The organism is Acidobacteriota bacterium (assembly GCA_018268895.1).
Lineage (GTDB): Bacteria > Acidobacteriota > Terriglobia > Terriglobales > Acidobacteriaceae > Edaphobacter.
In genome coordinates, this window is record JAFDVP010000012.1 from 440,756 (window position 1) to 454,632 (window position 13,877).

A 13,877-nucleotide genomic window follows, 5' to 3' on the forward strand; every position below is an offset into this window, starting at 1 on the left:
CTCCGCCTACCAGTGGAAGCGAGCGGCGAATTGCACTTGCCGTGCCGTCGCACCGAGGGCGAGGGAGGAGATTTTGCCTGCCGCCGCTGATCCAATGCTATTGCTCGGGAAGCCGAAGTTTGCCGTGTTGAAGAGATTGAAGAACTCCGCCCTGAACTGCATACCCAGAGCTTCCTTGATGTGGAAGTCCTTATGCAGGCCGGCATCGATCGTCTGATAGCTGGGGCCTATCAGGATATTGCGGCCGGTATTGCCAAACTGATACTGCGCGGGATTCTTAAAGCAGCTCGTATCGTAATAAGCCGCAAGCGTTCGAGATCCGGCTGGCTTATTGCCATTGCACACACGGTCTGGGCGCAGGAACGTGTTTGTGTTCAACGACGCATTTGACGACATGGAAACTGAGAATGGAGCTCCGCTTTGCAACGTGACGATCCCAGTCAGGTCCCATCCACCAATAACACCATCCAACAGTGAGTTGACATTAGCCCCATATTGGCGTCCGCGGCCGAAAGGGAGTTCATATACGGGACTGAAGGTAAAGCGATGGCGGTGGTCGAAGTCCGAAAGTCCGTAGTCGGCTGAGAGGTTTCGCGGGTTCTGGATATTGACGCGCGATTCGCTCGATGACGAGTTGCCGCCCGATCCTTCATCGAGACTGCGGCTCCACGTATAGGCGGCAAGGTACTGCAAGCCGTGCCACGCGCGTTGCTCCGCCGAGAGCTGGAGCGCGTTGTAGCTCGAAACGCCCCGATTCTCCCATGACTGGATGGTGGAGTAGGCAGGATAGGGAGAGTTCGCCTGCACATTACCCGCCCCGGGGATCGGCACGTTCTCATTGAGCGCAATGCCAAGATGCGTTCCCTTTGATCCCACATAAGAGCCACGCACAACGAGCGAGTTCGTTACCTGATTCTCAATAGTAAGGTTCCACTGGTTCACATACGGCGTGTGATTGGACAGCGGGAAGTAGACGGCGACAGGGACATTGCTGGCCGACGGAGCAAGCGGAATGCCGGTCGAGGTGTTAAGGCAGGGGGTGGACGACGAGCACGCTGTCGTGAAGGTCTGCGCAAACGGATAGTTGAGAAAAAGCCGCGCCGAAGAGCCTGTTCCCTGCTCGTTGAAGAAGTACGAGCCGAAGGCGCTGCGAACCACCGTCTTGCTTCCCAGCTTGTAGGCGAGGCTGACGCGGGGCGTAAAGTTCATCTTGCGCGTCTGGATAATCGCCCGGCTGTAACCGCCCTGATTCGCAAGAGCAATCGTTCCCGTACTGCCCGCCACGGCAGAGATGGTCCCGCCAGCGGGGACAAAGTTGGAGATGCGGTCCTTGCGGTCTATGGGCGAGGTGAAGAGGTCATAGCGCACGCCAAGTACCGCGGTCAGGCGCGGCGTCAGGCGCCATGTGTCCTGCGCGTACGCTCCCACGTCGGTGTAGCTGACGTAAGGCATACCCTGCGGCAGGAGGGACTTGGATGCGCTCACTGGAATACCCAGAAGGAAGTCGGCGAAACCCGAGCCGCCAACAGTAGTCGTTTTGTTGGTAATAGGATCAGTGATCGTCGTATTGCTATAAGTTCCCGAGAAGGTCAATGCGCCCGATGGGGCCTGCAATTGGTTGAAGCCGAAGTTATTGTGCACTCCGCTAAACCCGAAGCGGAAGGCATGCGAGCCATAGTTGAACAGCACGTTGTCCGAAAGCTGAATCGAGTTCTGAGGAACGATCTCAGGCTGGAAGCTGGCGCTGTATCCGCTGAAGCCTGAGATGCTCAGCGAAGACAGGCCGGTCCCGTCCGTGTTCGACGCGGTGTTTGCGCCCTGCAGACCGAGGGCCTGCGACGTGTTGTACCCCATATCGAGCGGGGAGACGCGAAGCACAAATCGTGTATAGCCCAGCGCGAACTCGTTCACCAGCGAAGACGAGAACATGTGCGTCTCCTGCAACGTTGCCTGCAAGCTGGGAGCATGATTGTTGCGGTTAGCCCCAGCAAATGCCAGGGGATTGAACGCGTTCCCAATCTTTACCGGCGTCTTTGGATAACTAACGTCAGCACGCCCGTTCGTGTACTGAAAGAAGACGCTGTCCTTAGCGGACACAACGTAATCCAGTCGTACATCGTACTGATGCTGAACATTGACTTGCAGATTGTTATAGCGGAAGTTGTTTGCATTGCCCGGAAGGTTCGGCGAAGGCAGGGCCTGCAGCAGATTCACAGCGACTGGATCGAAGCGCGAAGGATCTATCTGGTTGTTTGCAAATGGTGTGCGCGTCTTGGTCGTCGCGTTGTACGTCGCGGGGTCGTAGATATTGGCAAATCCCTGAAAGTTTCCCGCACGCATCGCGGCGGTGGGAACGCTCGTAATGGCAGTAGGCGCGGTATGCGTAATCAACCCCTGGTAGTCAGTAAAGAAGAACAGCTTGTCCTTCTTTATCGGCCCTCCTACCGATGCGCCGAACTGATTTTGCTGAAACGGCGGCTTCGCCGAATCGAAGTATCCACGCGCATCCAGCGCAGAGTTACGGATAAACTCAAAAACCGATCCATGAAACGAATTGGATCCGGACCGCGTCACTACATTGACTACAGCTCCACCCGAGGCAAACTGCGCATCGGAATTACCGACCTGCACCTTGAACTCCTGAATGTCTTCCAGGTTGGGAAACACCTTGGCTGTTCCGACGGACTGGTCCACGTCCTGGATACCGTTGATCATGTAAAGGTTAAAGCTTCCACGCGCGCCATTCGCCGTCATCGATGTGCCTGCACGCTGTGTCTCGTTGCCGCCGCCGCTTGCGCGCACACCTCCTACCGATCCCGAATTCACGCCCGGCACCAGCAAAGCAAGCTGCGAGAAGTTGCGGCCATTCAAAGGTAGCTGCACCACAGGCTCATGCGAGATCACGTTGCCCAGCTCACCAGACTCTGTATTGAGCAGAGGAGCGCCTGTACTCACGTTAACTGTTTCGCTTACCTGGCCAACCTTCAGCGAAATATCCTGCCCCAAAACCTGCCCGGTCTGTAGGGTCAGACCGCTGCTCAGCACGCTTTCAAAGCCCGGGGCGCTGACCTTCACCGAATAGCTGCCAGGCTTTAGAAAACCGGCGGAATAGAATCCCGAGCCATTGGTCGTCAGCTTCGTCTCGACATTTGTCTGCTGCTCGACAATGCTCACCGTGGCGCCACTCACCACGTTGCCCTGCGAGTCAACTACACGACCGGATATCGTACCGGTTGAGTTGACTTGCGAGACCGCCGGGGACGTACACATCGACAGAACGGCCATCACGGCTACCGCACTTAGAAATCTTCTAAGGCCAATGCCCCACACTGTAGCCTCTTTCCATTTTTTTCTGCGATTTCGTGAGTTCATCATCATAGACGCCTTTGTTCGTCTGGCAGGCGCTTCCTCAAACACCGCACCTGCAGCAAGAATCGGAATTTTGTTACGTGCGCAACTATAGTTGCGATGAATACCAATTGTCTACATATAAACACTTAATGACATTCTCTAGGGCTATACCTGTAAATTTGCAGGCGCAGGGAATCCCGAGTTGGCGACGAAACCCGTCAATAGACGCAGGCAACGAGCTTCGCAACTGAAGATATTCCTTATTTGAAAATGCGGATCGGCAAAGCATCGGTGAATTGTCGACATGCGACGAATAAAGCAGCCTCTGAAGGACCGATTTTCAGCTCACTGCACCTGTGCGCCGCGCTCGCTCGAGATGTTTCGCGACAAGCAATGTTGCTATGGCAATGACAAGATAGATCGCGGCCGTCGCGCTGATACATGCGCTCATGCCGAACTTTGCCGCACCCACCGCGATGATCACCGGAGCCAGTCCTCCTCCGAGCCACCCCAGAGAGTTCGCGATGCCAGCCGCAGTCCCTCGATTTTCTATTGCCACCACGTCATAGAGACCAGCAATGATGTTGGCATCGTACAGCCCTTTGAAGTACCCGAAGCCGATCATTGCCAGCACAAGTACGGGTACGGAGAGGGTCCACCCTGTCAAAAATAAAAACGGCGCTCCCATCAGCAGCCCGATAAACTGTGCCAGTTGCCTGCCGCCGCCTCGTTTCCTCGAAAAGCGATCAGCGAGATAGCCGCCACACAGAACACCGAGCAGAGACGCTGCCTGCAGATACAAGCTGGCATTCAATCCCGCCATGGAAAGGCTCATGTGGAACTTCTGATAGAGAAATGTCGGCAGCCATGTGAGAAAGACGACAGCCACAAAATTGGCTCCCATAAAAACCGCAATGAGCGCCAGAACAACTCGGTTCCCGAGAATCTCTTTCAAAGCGATCGAAGTTTTTTTCTTCGATACGGGCCCACTCGTCTGTAGTTCTGACTGCCCTCTCACCGGCTCTTTCAGTAAAAACATCAAGACAAGGCCGAGAACGATGCCGCACCCGCCAAAGGCAACAAAGCTGGCACGCCACCCGCTATGTTGCCCCACCAGTGCTGACACCGAACCACCCATGATGCTGCCCGCATATACCGCCGTCTGATGCAGAGACATCGCGCGCGACCGCGTCGCCGGACCGTGATAATCGCTGATCATCGCCATGGCAGCGGGAAAATAGAAGGCTTCGCCCAATCCGCCGAGCGCCCGGCACCAGACCATCTCCGAATACGAATGCGCGATCGCTGTTGCCGCCGTCACGGCAGACCAGAAGATCAGGCTTCCGAGTATGAGCCATTTTCGCGACAGCCTGTCCGTGATCCACCCGGTAAACGGCCCGCAGAGCGCATACATCCACATGAAGCACGAGCCCAGGATGCCCAGTTGGACATCCGTAAGCTGCATCTCCGTTTTGATCAGAGGGAATAAGGAGAAGATGGCCTGGCGGTCTGCATAGTTGAACAGAAAGACAAACCACAGCAGGCCAATCGTTATCCATTTTGTGCGAGGGTTCGCTATGCTTCGGCTCACCGTGACTGCCACTCTTTCACCTTCGATCTACAGTTTTATTCCGCAACAGTGAACCGAGATCCCCAGGGCCACACCCATGCTTGCTTTGACAGTAAGCGCCTTTAGCGCCTCTTCGCGGCTCCCGGCATAGGCGATGCTGACATGGTTGGCACGGTGGCGCGCCATAAATCCATTCCGGTCCACGCCTTCTGTAACAACGCTCACCATCGGCCACTCCTTCGTGACCTCACTCCATCGGGCTTCCGTCTCTTCAGTGGGCAACGTGACCACCTTCGCAAGCCCAATATCCATATGCAGAGTCCCACCCTCCACAAAGACGCGGCTCCATACGATGTCGCCCGGCCTGCCAATGCCTTTGAGAGTGCCTCCTCCAAGCGGGAAATACATCGCCGGCTGGCGATCGCTCTCTGAACCTGCGTATCCATCAACAAAGTGGCTCGCCGGTGCGGCGCCCGAGATCTGCCACAGCCAGACGAAGTTGCCGTTATAGTCCTTGCCCCATCGCACATCGTGCAGTGTAGTGGAAGGATCAAGCCCAAGCGCCTGCCAGCAGTGGTTCGTAATGACCGCATCGACGCCGGCGCACTCGTCAACTTCGTTGAAGTGGGGCAGAGCATTGCCAGCATAGAGTTCGCGTCCGTCAGCAGTCTTCACCGGAGGGCGGTCTGGATTGTTCAACAGACCCTCGACCAGATCGGATGCGGGTACAAGGTCTTTCAACCCCTGCTGATATTGAATCCCGATACTGTCGCAACCAAACTCATCCGCAATTTGCAGTGCCGCAATATACATACGGCACTGCTCAAGGATTTGAGCATCCGTCAGCTCAATCGCCTCGTCTTTACCGGTATTGAAATGCAACCCCTTCTTATCCAGCCAGGAACGCACCGCGTGAGCGCTCGCATCGCTGATCGTGCGCATTCGCGCATACAGCGCCGATTGGCTCAGCCTCTCCTTGAAGAAGCCCGAGCGATTCAATAGCTCATCGTCGATGATGGCGTTATACATCCCCATGCAGCCTTCATCGAAGACGCCAAGAATAATCTTCTTTCGCAATAACTCCGTTGCAAGCTTTTCGCCCAACTCGCGTGCATCATTCGCCGCCGCTTTTCTGTCAAACGAAGTCACATGCGACAGATCGTGATTGATCCTTCCCGTACCGATCCATTCACGCAGGCCATTGAGGGCGAAGGCATCTGTAAAGTTTTCGCTCCACAGCGTCGAGAAGCTTACGCCAGCTTTAATTAAGGAGCCATTCAGGTTCAACAGGCCAACCAGGCCTGGCCATTTGCCAGACCAGTTGGCCACCGTCAGCATGGGACCGCGGTGCGAACGCATCCCCGGCAGCACATGGTGCGTGTATTGCCATGCGGCCGTAGCAAAGACCAGCGGCGCATCCGCCGGTATGTTTGCGAAGACGTCCATTCCCATGCGCTGGCTGAAGATAAAGCCGTGCCTCTTTCCGGAATCATAGGGGAAGGCGCGAATGAGCTCACAACCGTTGTCCGCGAACGCCTTCGTCAAAGCGGCTTCCAGCTCATACTGCGCGGGCCAGCAAACTTCATTGGCGCTCTGCCGAAGATCGCCGCTTGTAACGAGATATACCTGCTTCATCTTGCACCTGCCTGACTGTTTATTGCCTGATTCATCCATGAGCGAAACCATGTCTGCAATTCTTCTACCTCTGATCGCCGGCCGGCTGATAAGGGAAAAGGATAACTCGCCCTGGCAAAGCCTCGCACCTCGCTGGTGACCTTCAATCCCCATGGCGTGGGCAGATGTGAAATATGCCCAATGAATTCATCCAACAGCGAGCGGTTGCGGACAAACTCCTCGCTGCCGGGTGTGCCATGAAATATCTTCGTCATCAATTCGGGTAGCGTGCATGCCACTCCCGAAACGACAGCATCGCATAAACCCAGCGCCAACGCCTCGCATAACACACCGTCGTTTCCAATGATTCGCGTCGCATTGAGCTTGGACTCAGTGATAGCGCGTACTGTATCCAGGGAGCCGCTACTATCCTTCACTCCAACAATGTTGTCGTGGGATTGGAGAAGATCCATGGTCGTTTCAACTTCAAGGCCAGATGTGAACTGCGGAAGATTATAGAGAAGCACCGGCACGCTGAGTTGATCCGCAACTGCAAGTGAAAACGAGCGAAGGTCGTCCTGCCGATAAGGGAAAAAGCTTGGCATTGACAGCAACACACCGTCTGCGCCGCTATCGGCTGCAATCTTTCCTCGTAGAACGGCACCGCGCACATCGCCCGCGCCAATGCCAACCAGAAGTCTTTTGGAGGGAGCTATCTTTCGTGCGATGCTGAGCGACTCCGCCAACTCCTCCGGAGTCGAGAATGGAAACTCACCCGTCGCTCCATTGATGGCATAACCAGATACCGTATCGACTGAAAGCGATTCAATCTGTCTTCGCAGATCTACAGTATCCAGCTTGCCCGCTGCATTACGCGGCGCTAAAAGTGCTGCAAAGACGCCAACATATCCCGTCATTCGATAGACCTTCCCAAAAGATGCTCGCCGTCATTAGCGGAACTCTGCTTACAAACTTTTATCTTTTTACCGATCCCTGGTTCCGGTTCGAGATTCGGCATTCAGGCGCAATCAGACATCATTGGTTCAACCGTATCAAATCTGTGTCCCATATGTCGACAATTAAAGGCCGCTTGTCTTTAGATATCCCAAAAACAAGAAACCCGCTTAGATAGCGGGTGATTTATATCGTTGATTGGACGTTACCGGGATTTCTGGCGGAGAGTGGGGGATTCGAACCCCCGATAGAGCTTTTGACCCTATAACGGTTTAGCAAACCGCCGCCTTCAGCCACTCGGCCAACTCTCCGAACCCAATGTGAGAACGGGTATAGCGTGATTATAACGTGAGCCCTGAAATTCCGTGCTGAATATCGGTTTTCCAGACGTTGAAGCTCAGGGATGAATCCGGCCTGCCACGACCCGCACGCCGGATTGCATGGTTTACCTGACTGGCGCAGCCTTCAAGCCGCTCTCTACCTGGTTATCGATATAGCGCTGCTGCGCCTCAAGGACCTTGGCACGAGCAAACGAAGCATCCCGCCACCCCTTCACTTCGACCCGCTTGCCCTCGAGGTCCTTGTAAATCGAGAAAAAGTGGGTCATCTCTTTAAGGATGTGCGGATAGATCTCGGAGAAGTTCCAGACGTCTTTGTAGCGGGGATTGCCTTTGCCGACTGCTAGCACCTTTTCGTCTCCCAAGCCCTGATCGCGCATCTCGAGCAGGCCGATCGGACGAACCTCCATCACGCAGCCGGGAAAGCTCGGAGTATCGACCAGCACCAGCACGTCGAGCGGATCGCCATCGTCGCCCAGTGTAGAAGGGATAAAGCCGTAGTCGCCGGGGTAATGGACAGGGGAGTAGAGGTTGCGGTCGAGGCGGAAGACGTGGAGTTCCTTGTCGTACTCGTATTTATTGATTCCCTCAAGAGGAATTTCGATAACGGCGTTGATCACTTCGGGCGATTCTGGGCCCACAGGAAGCTCAAGATAGTTCGGCATAAGGGTAGAAAAAAATGTCTCGTTTCAAAAAATAACTTGCAGTGCCCTGTTGATTGCCCTGAAAGAGGGCCGCTGCGACTATTTCAGACTGGTGTCTCAGGAATAGAAACGGCACCATGTCTATAATCAAACAAGATGAAGGCCCATGTCTATGTCACGCTGAAACGAACGGTATTGGATGCCCAGGGGCAGACGATTGCGGATGCTCTGCGCCGGATGCAGTACCAAGGTGTCGCCGATGTGCGACAGGGAAAATACTTTGTTCTGACCTTGAACGATGGTCTGAAGGCCGTCGATGCCGAGGCTGAAATTGCTCGAATCGCTCGAGAGGTGTTAACGAATCCCGTGATCGAGGACTACAGCTTTCGCTTAGAAGACTGAAAATAACCAGCTTGATGATCGCAGTGCATTTTTTTGCGTACTTTCAGAGCAAACGAAGCGGTGTAGTTCGCATCTAAATCTTCCAGCACGGGAGTTTCCGGATAGCTGAGTAGAGGCTTTCTCCTGTGGCGTTGTGTCTCCAGAAATTCAACTGACGCAACGGATTTTTGGGGGTTCAGCAAGATGCAGATAGCGGTCGCATTGAGGGTCTCATTGTCTTCAAAGAGAATCCTGAATGCTGCAATGCTGGTAGCTCTTTTTACCACTACCCAGCGAATTGCTTATGGACAGGCTCTTCCAACCGCTCAGAAGACTGGCGACCTTTCAGTTTTCGCGCTCTATTCCCGGCTCACTCCAGATTATGGACCAACAAGCAATAGTGGCCTGACATTTGGGGCAAGCTATCTGCGCTATACGCGCTGGTGGCTTAATCCGGCGGTCGAGTTTCGTGCCAAAATTGCCAACGGCACCACAGTGGACGAAAAAACGATTGGCGGGGGGATCCGATTGGAAAAACAATTCGGTAAATATCATCCTTACGCCGACTTTCTTGTGAGTGCCGGCTCAATCAACTTCCATTTGAAAAACCCTCCGATTCTTCCAGATGGCAAGCCCTATCTCTCGGACGGAACGGTCGTATATGCCTTTGGCGGTGGCCTCGACTACGATTTAACCTCTAAGTTTGCCTTTCGCGGCGACTATCAGTACGAGAAATGGTATCTGGATAAGAACCCGGGTACGCCACTTCACCTCACTCCGAATGGTTGGAGCCTGGGTGTGGTCTACCGGATTTCACCTCGCCCTTTTAGCCGATAAACGGCCCAGATAGGAAGCATCGATATAGCTTGGTGCTAGGCTCAAAAGGGAGAGCAATGGCAAACCTTTTAAGCAAAGCACCAACTGCAAGTGCTTCCATGGAAGCAACGAATAAGCATATGACGAGCACGAGCCGGTTTGTGCGGGCCTGCCTGCGGCAGCCTGTGGACAGAACTCCTGTATGGCTGCTCCGCCAGGCCGGGCGATACATGCCGGAGTATATGGCAGTCCGGAAGCATCATTCTTTGCTGGAGATATGCAGAACGCCTGAGATTGCGTCTGAAGTTACGATTACGGCTGCTGAGCGGTTGGGGGTCGACGCCGCCATCATCTTTGCCGATCTTTTGCTGCCCTTTACCCCAATGGGTGTTGACTTCGAGTTTCTCGCTGGCGAGGGTCCGGTTGTTCATTCGCCCGTGCGCACTCTTGAGCAAGTACGAGCTCTTCGAACTGATCGCGTGGGAGAACTGGCTTACGTCGCCGAAGCAATAGACCGGGTGGCACGACACTTCTCTTCTCCGCGGGCTGACGACGATCAGCTTGGCATCATCGGATTCTGCGGCGCCCCATTTACCCTGGCGAGCTACATGATCGAAGGCGGGTCCTCTCGCAACTACGTTGAAACCAAGCGCATGATGTACGGTGACAGCCTTGCCTGGCCATTGCTGATGGAAAAGCTGGTTGAGGTCCTGGTGGGGTATGCAGCGCAGCAGGTCGAGGCCGGCGCGGACGTGATACAGATATTCGATAGCTGGGCTGGAGCACTCAGCGTGACGGATTACCGCGAGTACTGCCTGGGACCATCGACGGAGCTTGTGAAGAGAATCCAGGCCCTCGGCGTACCGGTAATTTACTTTGGCGTCGATACGGCATCGCTTCTACCGGCGATGCGCAAGACAGGGGCGGACGTCATTGGCCTCGATTGGCGTATTCCTTTGAACGAAGGATGGAAGGCTATCGGCGAAGGGTGCGCGGTGCAAGGCAATCTCGACCCAATTGCCTTGTTCGCTCCTGAAGACGTGCTGCGTGCGCGCGTGCGCGAGGTGATCGAGGCGGCGGCGGGAAGACCCGGGCACATCTTCAACCTGGGCCACGGCATCGTTCCTGGCACTCCGGTAGAGAATGTTATTAAGACAGTGCAGTGGGTGAAGGAGTTCACCGCGCGATGAGCAAGGCTGTGCTTCTGCTGGCACACGGGACGCCGAATGTTCTGGGCGAGATGGCCGAGTACCTTGGCAAGGTGACAGGCGGCCGTGCATTGCCCGATTCCGTCGTCGAAGAGCTGAAGCATCGATATGCACAGATTGGACTGGCGGACATCCCAGGAGCGGAGCCTCCACCGCTGACGAAGTGGTCGCTCGCTCAAGGAAACCTGCTGCAAGAGACCCTTGGCGATACTCCCGTCTATGTGGCCATGCGTAACTGGCATCCCTATATCGCCGATGTTGTGGAGACTATGCGGGCCGACGGCGTCACGCACATTCGCGCGATTTGTCTTGCGCCGCAGAACTCGCGAACCAGCGTTGGGCTGTACCGCCGCGCATTGATGACAGCGGCGGCCGGCATGGAGGTGGAGTTTGTTGCCGGCTGGGCGGAGCACCCGCTGCTGGCGCAGGCATTCGCCGAGAAGCTATGGCCTGTCTGGGCGGAGGCCTGCGCCGAATCGGGACAACGGGTTCCCGTACTGTTCACTGCCCACAGTGTTCCCTGCCGGACGATCATGACCGGCGAGGCGTCGATTGCTGGCGCGCGTCCGGGTACTCCGATGCAAAATACGCCCGATCCATACCCGGTAGAGGCCAAGCGCACTGCGGCCATGGTTGCCGAGCGACTTGGTGTTGTTGGCCTGAACGAAGGCGATTGGTACTTCGCCTTCCAGAGCCAGGGCGTAAGCGGCGGTCCATGGATAGGACCAACGGTTGAAGAGACCCTGACCGCTTTGAAAAAAGAAGGGCATGTTGGCGTTGTTATACAACCGGTTGGATTTCTCTGCGATCACGTCGAGATCCTATACGACATCGATATCGCCTTTCGTGAGCTCGCCGCAGAGCTCGGACTCAAGCTGTGGCGAGCGGAGAGTTTGAACGACTCTCCCATACTGGTTCGTGCACTGGCCGATATTGCTTTCGAGGCTGATATCGCACTGCTCGACGATTCCCAGGCTGTGAGGGCTGTGTGAGACGAGTAGCGATCATAGGCGGAGGCGTGGCTGGAGTTACGGCTGCCTGTGAGCTCGCTCGACTTACGTGTCATGACCACAAAAATATTGACGTAACGCTCTATGAAGCCACCTCACGGCTTGGCGGCATCGTGGAGACTGTACGCGAAGGCGGGTTTGTCATTGAAGGCGGCCCGGATGGCTGGGTCAGCGAGAAGCCGTGGGCACGCGAGTTGGCCGTAGAGCTGGGAATGGCCGACGAGCTTATCCACTCGAACGATGAAGGGCGAAAGACCTATGTCCTGATCGACGGTGTCCTCAAGGCTATGCCGGATGGGATGCGCATGATGGTTCCCGGCAACCTGGCGGCACTCGATGCCTCTGAATTGTTCAGCGCCGAGGCAAAGCAGGCATATCGCAATGAGATGGCAAGGGCAGACGCGCTGAAAGCTGCTGCCCCTACGCATGACGAGAGCGTAGCCGAGTTCGTGAAGCGCCACTTCGGTGAAGAGGTACTGACGAAGATCGGCGCGCCGCTGTTGAGTGGCGTGTTCGGTGGCGATGTCACCAGGCTGAGTGTCCGCGCGGTGATGGCGCCGTTTGTCGCGATGGAACGGGAGCATGGCAGCTTGATCGCGGCGTTGCACCTAAAAGAATCATCTCAGAAACAAGCTGCGATCTTTACTACGCTCCGAAATGGGCTGGGAACGTTGATCGACAGAATGGTGGCCACGATTCCGCAGGGGTGGGTTCAGCTTGGCGCAAGAGTGGCTCAGCTTGAACGCGATCAGGATAGTTGGTGGGTGAGCGCATCGTCGGGCCATGGACCGGAGGAGCGCGAACGCTTCGATGCGGTCCTGCTGGCAACGCCGGCCCATATTGCAGCGCAACTGCTGACGCCAGTCGATGCGCGCGCAGCGGAGCTTATGCAGATGGAGGCCAGCTCAGCCGTTGTTGCGGGCTTTGGCTTCGATCAAGCTGCCCACATCAAGCTTCCTCCTGGTTTCGGCTTTCTCGTGCCACCGGATTCCAACGCGAACAGTCTTCTGATGGCGTGCACATTCATGGATCAGAAGTTTCCTGGCCGTGTTCCCGCAGGCGGAAGATTGCTGCGAGCCTTCTTTGGCGGAAGAGCTGCCGAACGCTTGATGTGCTGCGGAAACGATGAAGTTGCTGCCGTTGCGAGAATGGAGCTTGCGCATATCCTCGGTCCGCTGCCTGAGCCGCGTGTCACTGTCGTGCGACGGCTGCCGCTATCGCTTCCGCAATATGGCGTAGGCCATCTGGAACGCATGGCGGACCTCAGTGCACGAATCGACAAGCTGGGAGATCTGTGGCTTCTGGGCAACGGATATCGCGGTGTTGGGCTGCCCGACCTGATCCGGGATGCTCGCGCAGCCGCACAACAACAACTAGCGCACACAATTCAGTAGCTTCGCCGGAAGCTATCCTCCGAAGTGGTACGTCACTCCGGTTGCAATGCGGAGATTGTTCTGCGTGTTATTTGTCGCGTTCGGTATCCGCGTGTAGACGTAGTCGACCTCGATGATGTTGATGCCCCACTTTGGCTTGATCTTCGTACTGACACCGCCTCCCCCCATCACTCCGAACGATTGGCGATTGATGTCGAACCGAAAGTTGACGTCCTCTTTTGCACCACCAAGCATCACCTCACCGTAAGGGATCCACCGCGTATGGTTGCGGTAGGTATACCGTGGCCCAAACAGATAGTTGATGATCATGATGTTCTGGCTGGTGTTGTTGACGTGGCTGGCATGGGCGACAGCGATATCGGCGAGCACGCTCCAGGCTGGCGTGATGTTCATCAGGAAGGTCCCGCTGCCGCCGTTCATGTTGAAGCAGCCGCATTGCCCCGGAGGCGCGTTGGCGCGGAAGAAGTTGTAGTTCCCTCCGACCTCAAATCTCTGGACGTCGTCGGTGCCATAACTGGCAGGCATCGCCTGGCCATGGAGGGCCCACGGTAGCGCGAGCAAAGCGATCAGCAAAACGGTTTGACGAAGATGCATCCG

The 13,877-nt window shown here is 55.8% G+C and carries 11 protein-coding genes and 1 tRNA gene; 5 read left to right on the forward strand and 7 right to left on the reverse strand.

Going from position 1 to position 13,877, the window contains the following annotated elements; all coding sequences use genetic code 11:
- Positions 1-6: 6 nt before the first annotated feature.
- From JSS95_15420 to JSS95_15445, 6 genes are all read right to left on the reverse strand, one after another.
- On the reverse strand, positions 7-3,270 hold the full coding sequence (locus JSS95_15420) for a TonB-dependent receptor (GenBank protein MBS1801202.1): 3,264 nt from the start codon (positions 3,268-3,270) through the stop codon (positions 7-9).
- 421 nt (positions 3,271-3,691) lie between these two features.
- A complete protein-coding gene (locus tag JSS95_15425) occupies positions 3,692-4,930 on the reverse strand; it encodes an MFS transporter (protein MBS1801203.1) in 1,239 nt (412 codons plus the stop codon).
- 39 nt (positions 4,931-4,969) lie between these two features.
- On the reverse strand, positions 4,970-6,556 hold the full coding sequence (locus JSS95_15430; protein MBS1801204.1) for a fucose isomerase: 1,587 nt from the start codon (positions 6,554-6,556) through the stop codon (positions 4,970-4,972).
- Complete coding sequence (locus JSS95_15435; protein MBS1801205.1) at positions 6,553-7,452, reverse strand: dihydrodipicolinate synthase family protein; 900 nt, start codon at positions 7,450-7,452, stop codon at positions 6,553-6,555. The genes JSS95_15430 and JSS95_15435 overlap by 4 nt, the downstream gene beginning before the upstream one ends.
- Before the next feature lie 255 nt (positions 7,453-7,707).
- Positions 7,708-7,800 (reverse strand) — tRNA-Ser (locus JSS95_15440).
- Between the two features lie 134 nt (positions 7,801-7,934).
- Positions 7,935-8,492: an inorganic diphosphatase gene (locus tag JSS95_15445; GenBank protein ID MBS1801206.1), complete on the reverse strand. Its 558-nt coding sequence runs from the start codon at positions 8,490-8,492 to the stop codon at positions 7,935-7,937.
- A 135-nt stretch (positions 8,493-8,627) separates the two neighbouring features.
- Here JSS95_15445 and purS point away from each other — a divergent pair, with 135 nt between their 5' ends.
- The 5 genes from purS to hemG all read left to right on the forward strand — a co-directional run bounded on the left by purS (position 8,628) and on the right by hemG (position 13,280).
- Positions 8,628-8,873: a phosphoribosylformylglycinamidine synthase subunit PurS gene (gene purS / locus JSS95_15450; protein MBS1801207.1), complete on the forward strand. Its 246-nt coding sequence runs from the start codon at positions 8,628-8,630 to the stop codon at positions 8,871-8,873.
- A gap of 183 nt (positions 8,874-9,056) precedes the next feature.
- Positions 9,057-9,689: a hypothetical protein gene (locus JSS95_15455; GenBank protein MBS1801208.1), complete on the forward strand. Its 633-nt coding sequence runs from the start codon at positions 9,057-9,059 to the stop codon at positions 9,687-9,689.
- A 119-nt stretch (positions 9,690-9,808) separates the two neighbouring features.
- On the forward strand, positions 9,809-10,858 hold the full coding sequence (hemE, locus tag JSS95_15460; protein MBS1801209.1) for a uroporphyrinogen decarboxylase: 1,050 nt from the start codon (positions 9,809-9,811) through the stop codon (positions 10,856-10,858).
- Positions 10,855-11,868: a ferrochelatase gene (locus JSS95_15465; protein MBS1801210.1), complete on the forward strand. Its 1,014-nt coding sequence runs from the start codon at positions 10,855-10,857 to the stop codon at positions 11,866-11,868. Before hemE ends, JSS95_15465 begins: the two co-directional genes overlap by 4 nt.
- Complete coding sequence (hemG, locus tag JSS95_15470) at positions 11,865-13,280, forward strand: protoporphyrinogen oxidase (GenBank protein MBS1801211.1); 1,416 nt, start codon at positions 11,865-11,867, stop codon at positions 13,278-13,280. Before JSS95_15465 ends, hemG begins: the two co-directional genes overlap by 4 nt.
- Before the next feature lie 12 nt (positions 13,281-13,292).
- On the opposite strand, the gene JSS95_15475 is transcribed toward hemG, so the two are convergent.
- A complete protein-coding gene (locus JSS95_15475; protein MBS1801212.1) occupies positions 13,293-13,874 on the reverse strand; it encodes a porin family protein in 582 nt (193 codons plus the stop codon).
- Positions 13,875-13,877: the final 3 nt, after the last annotated feature.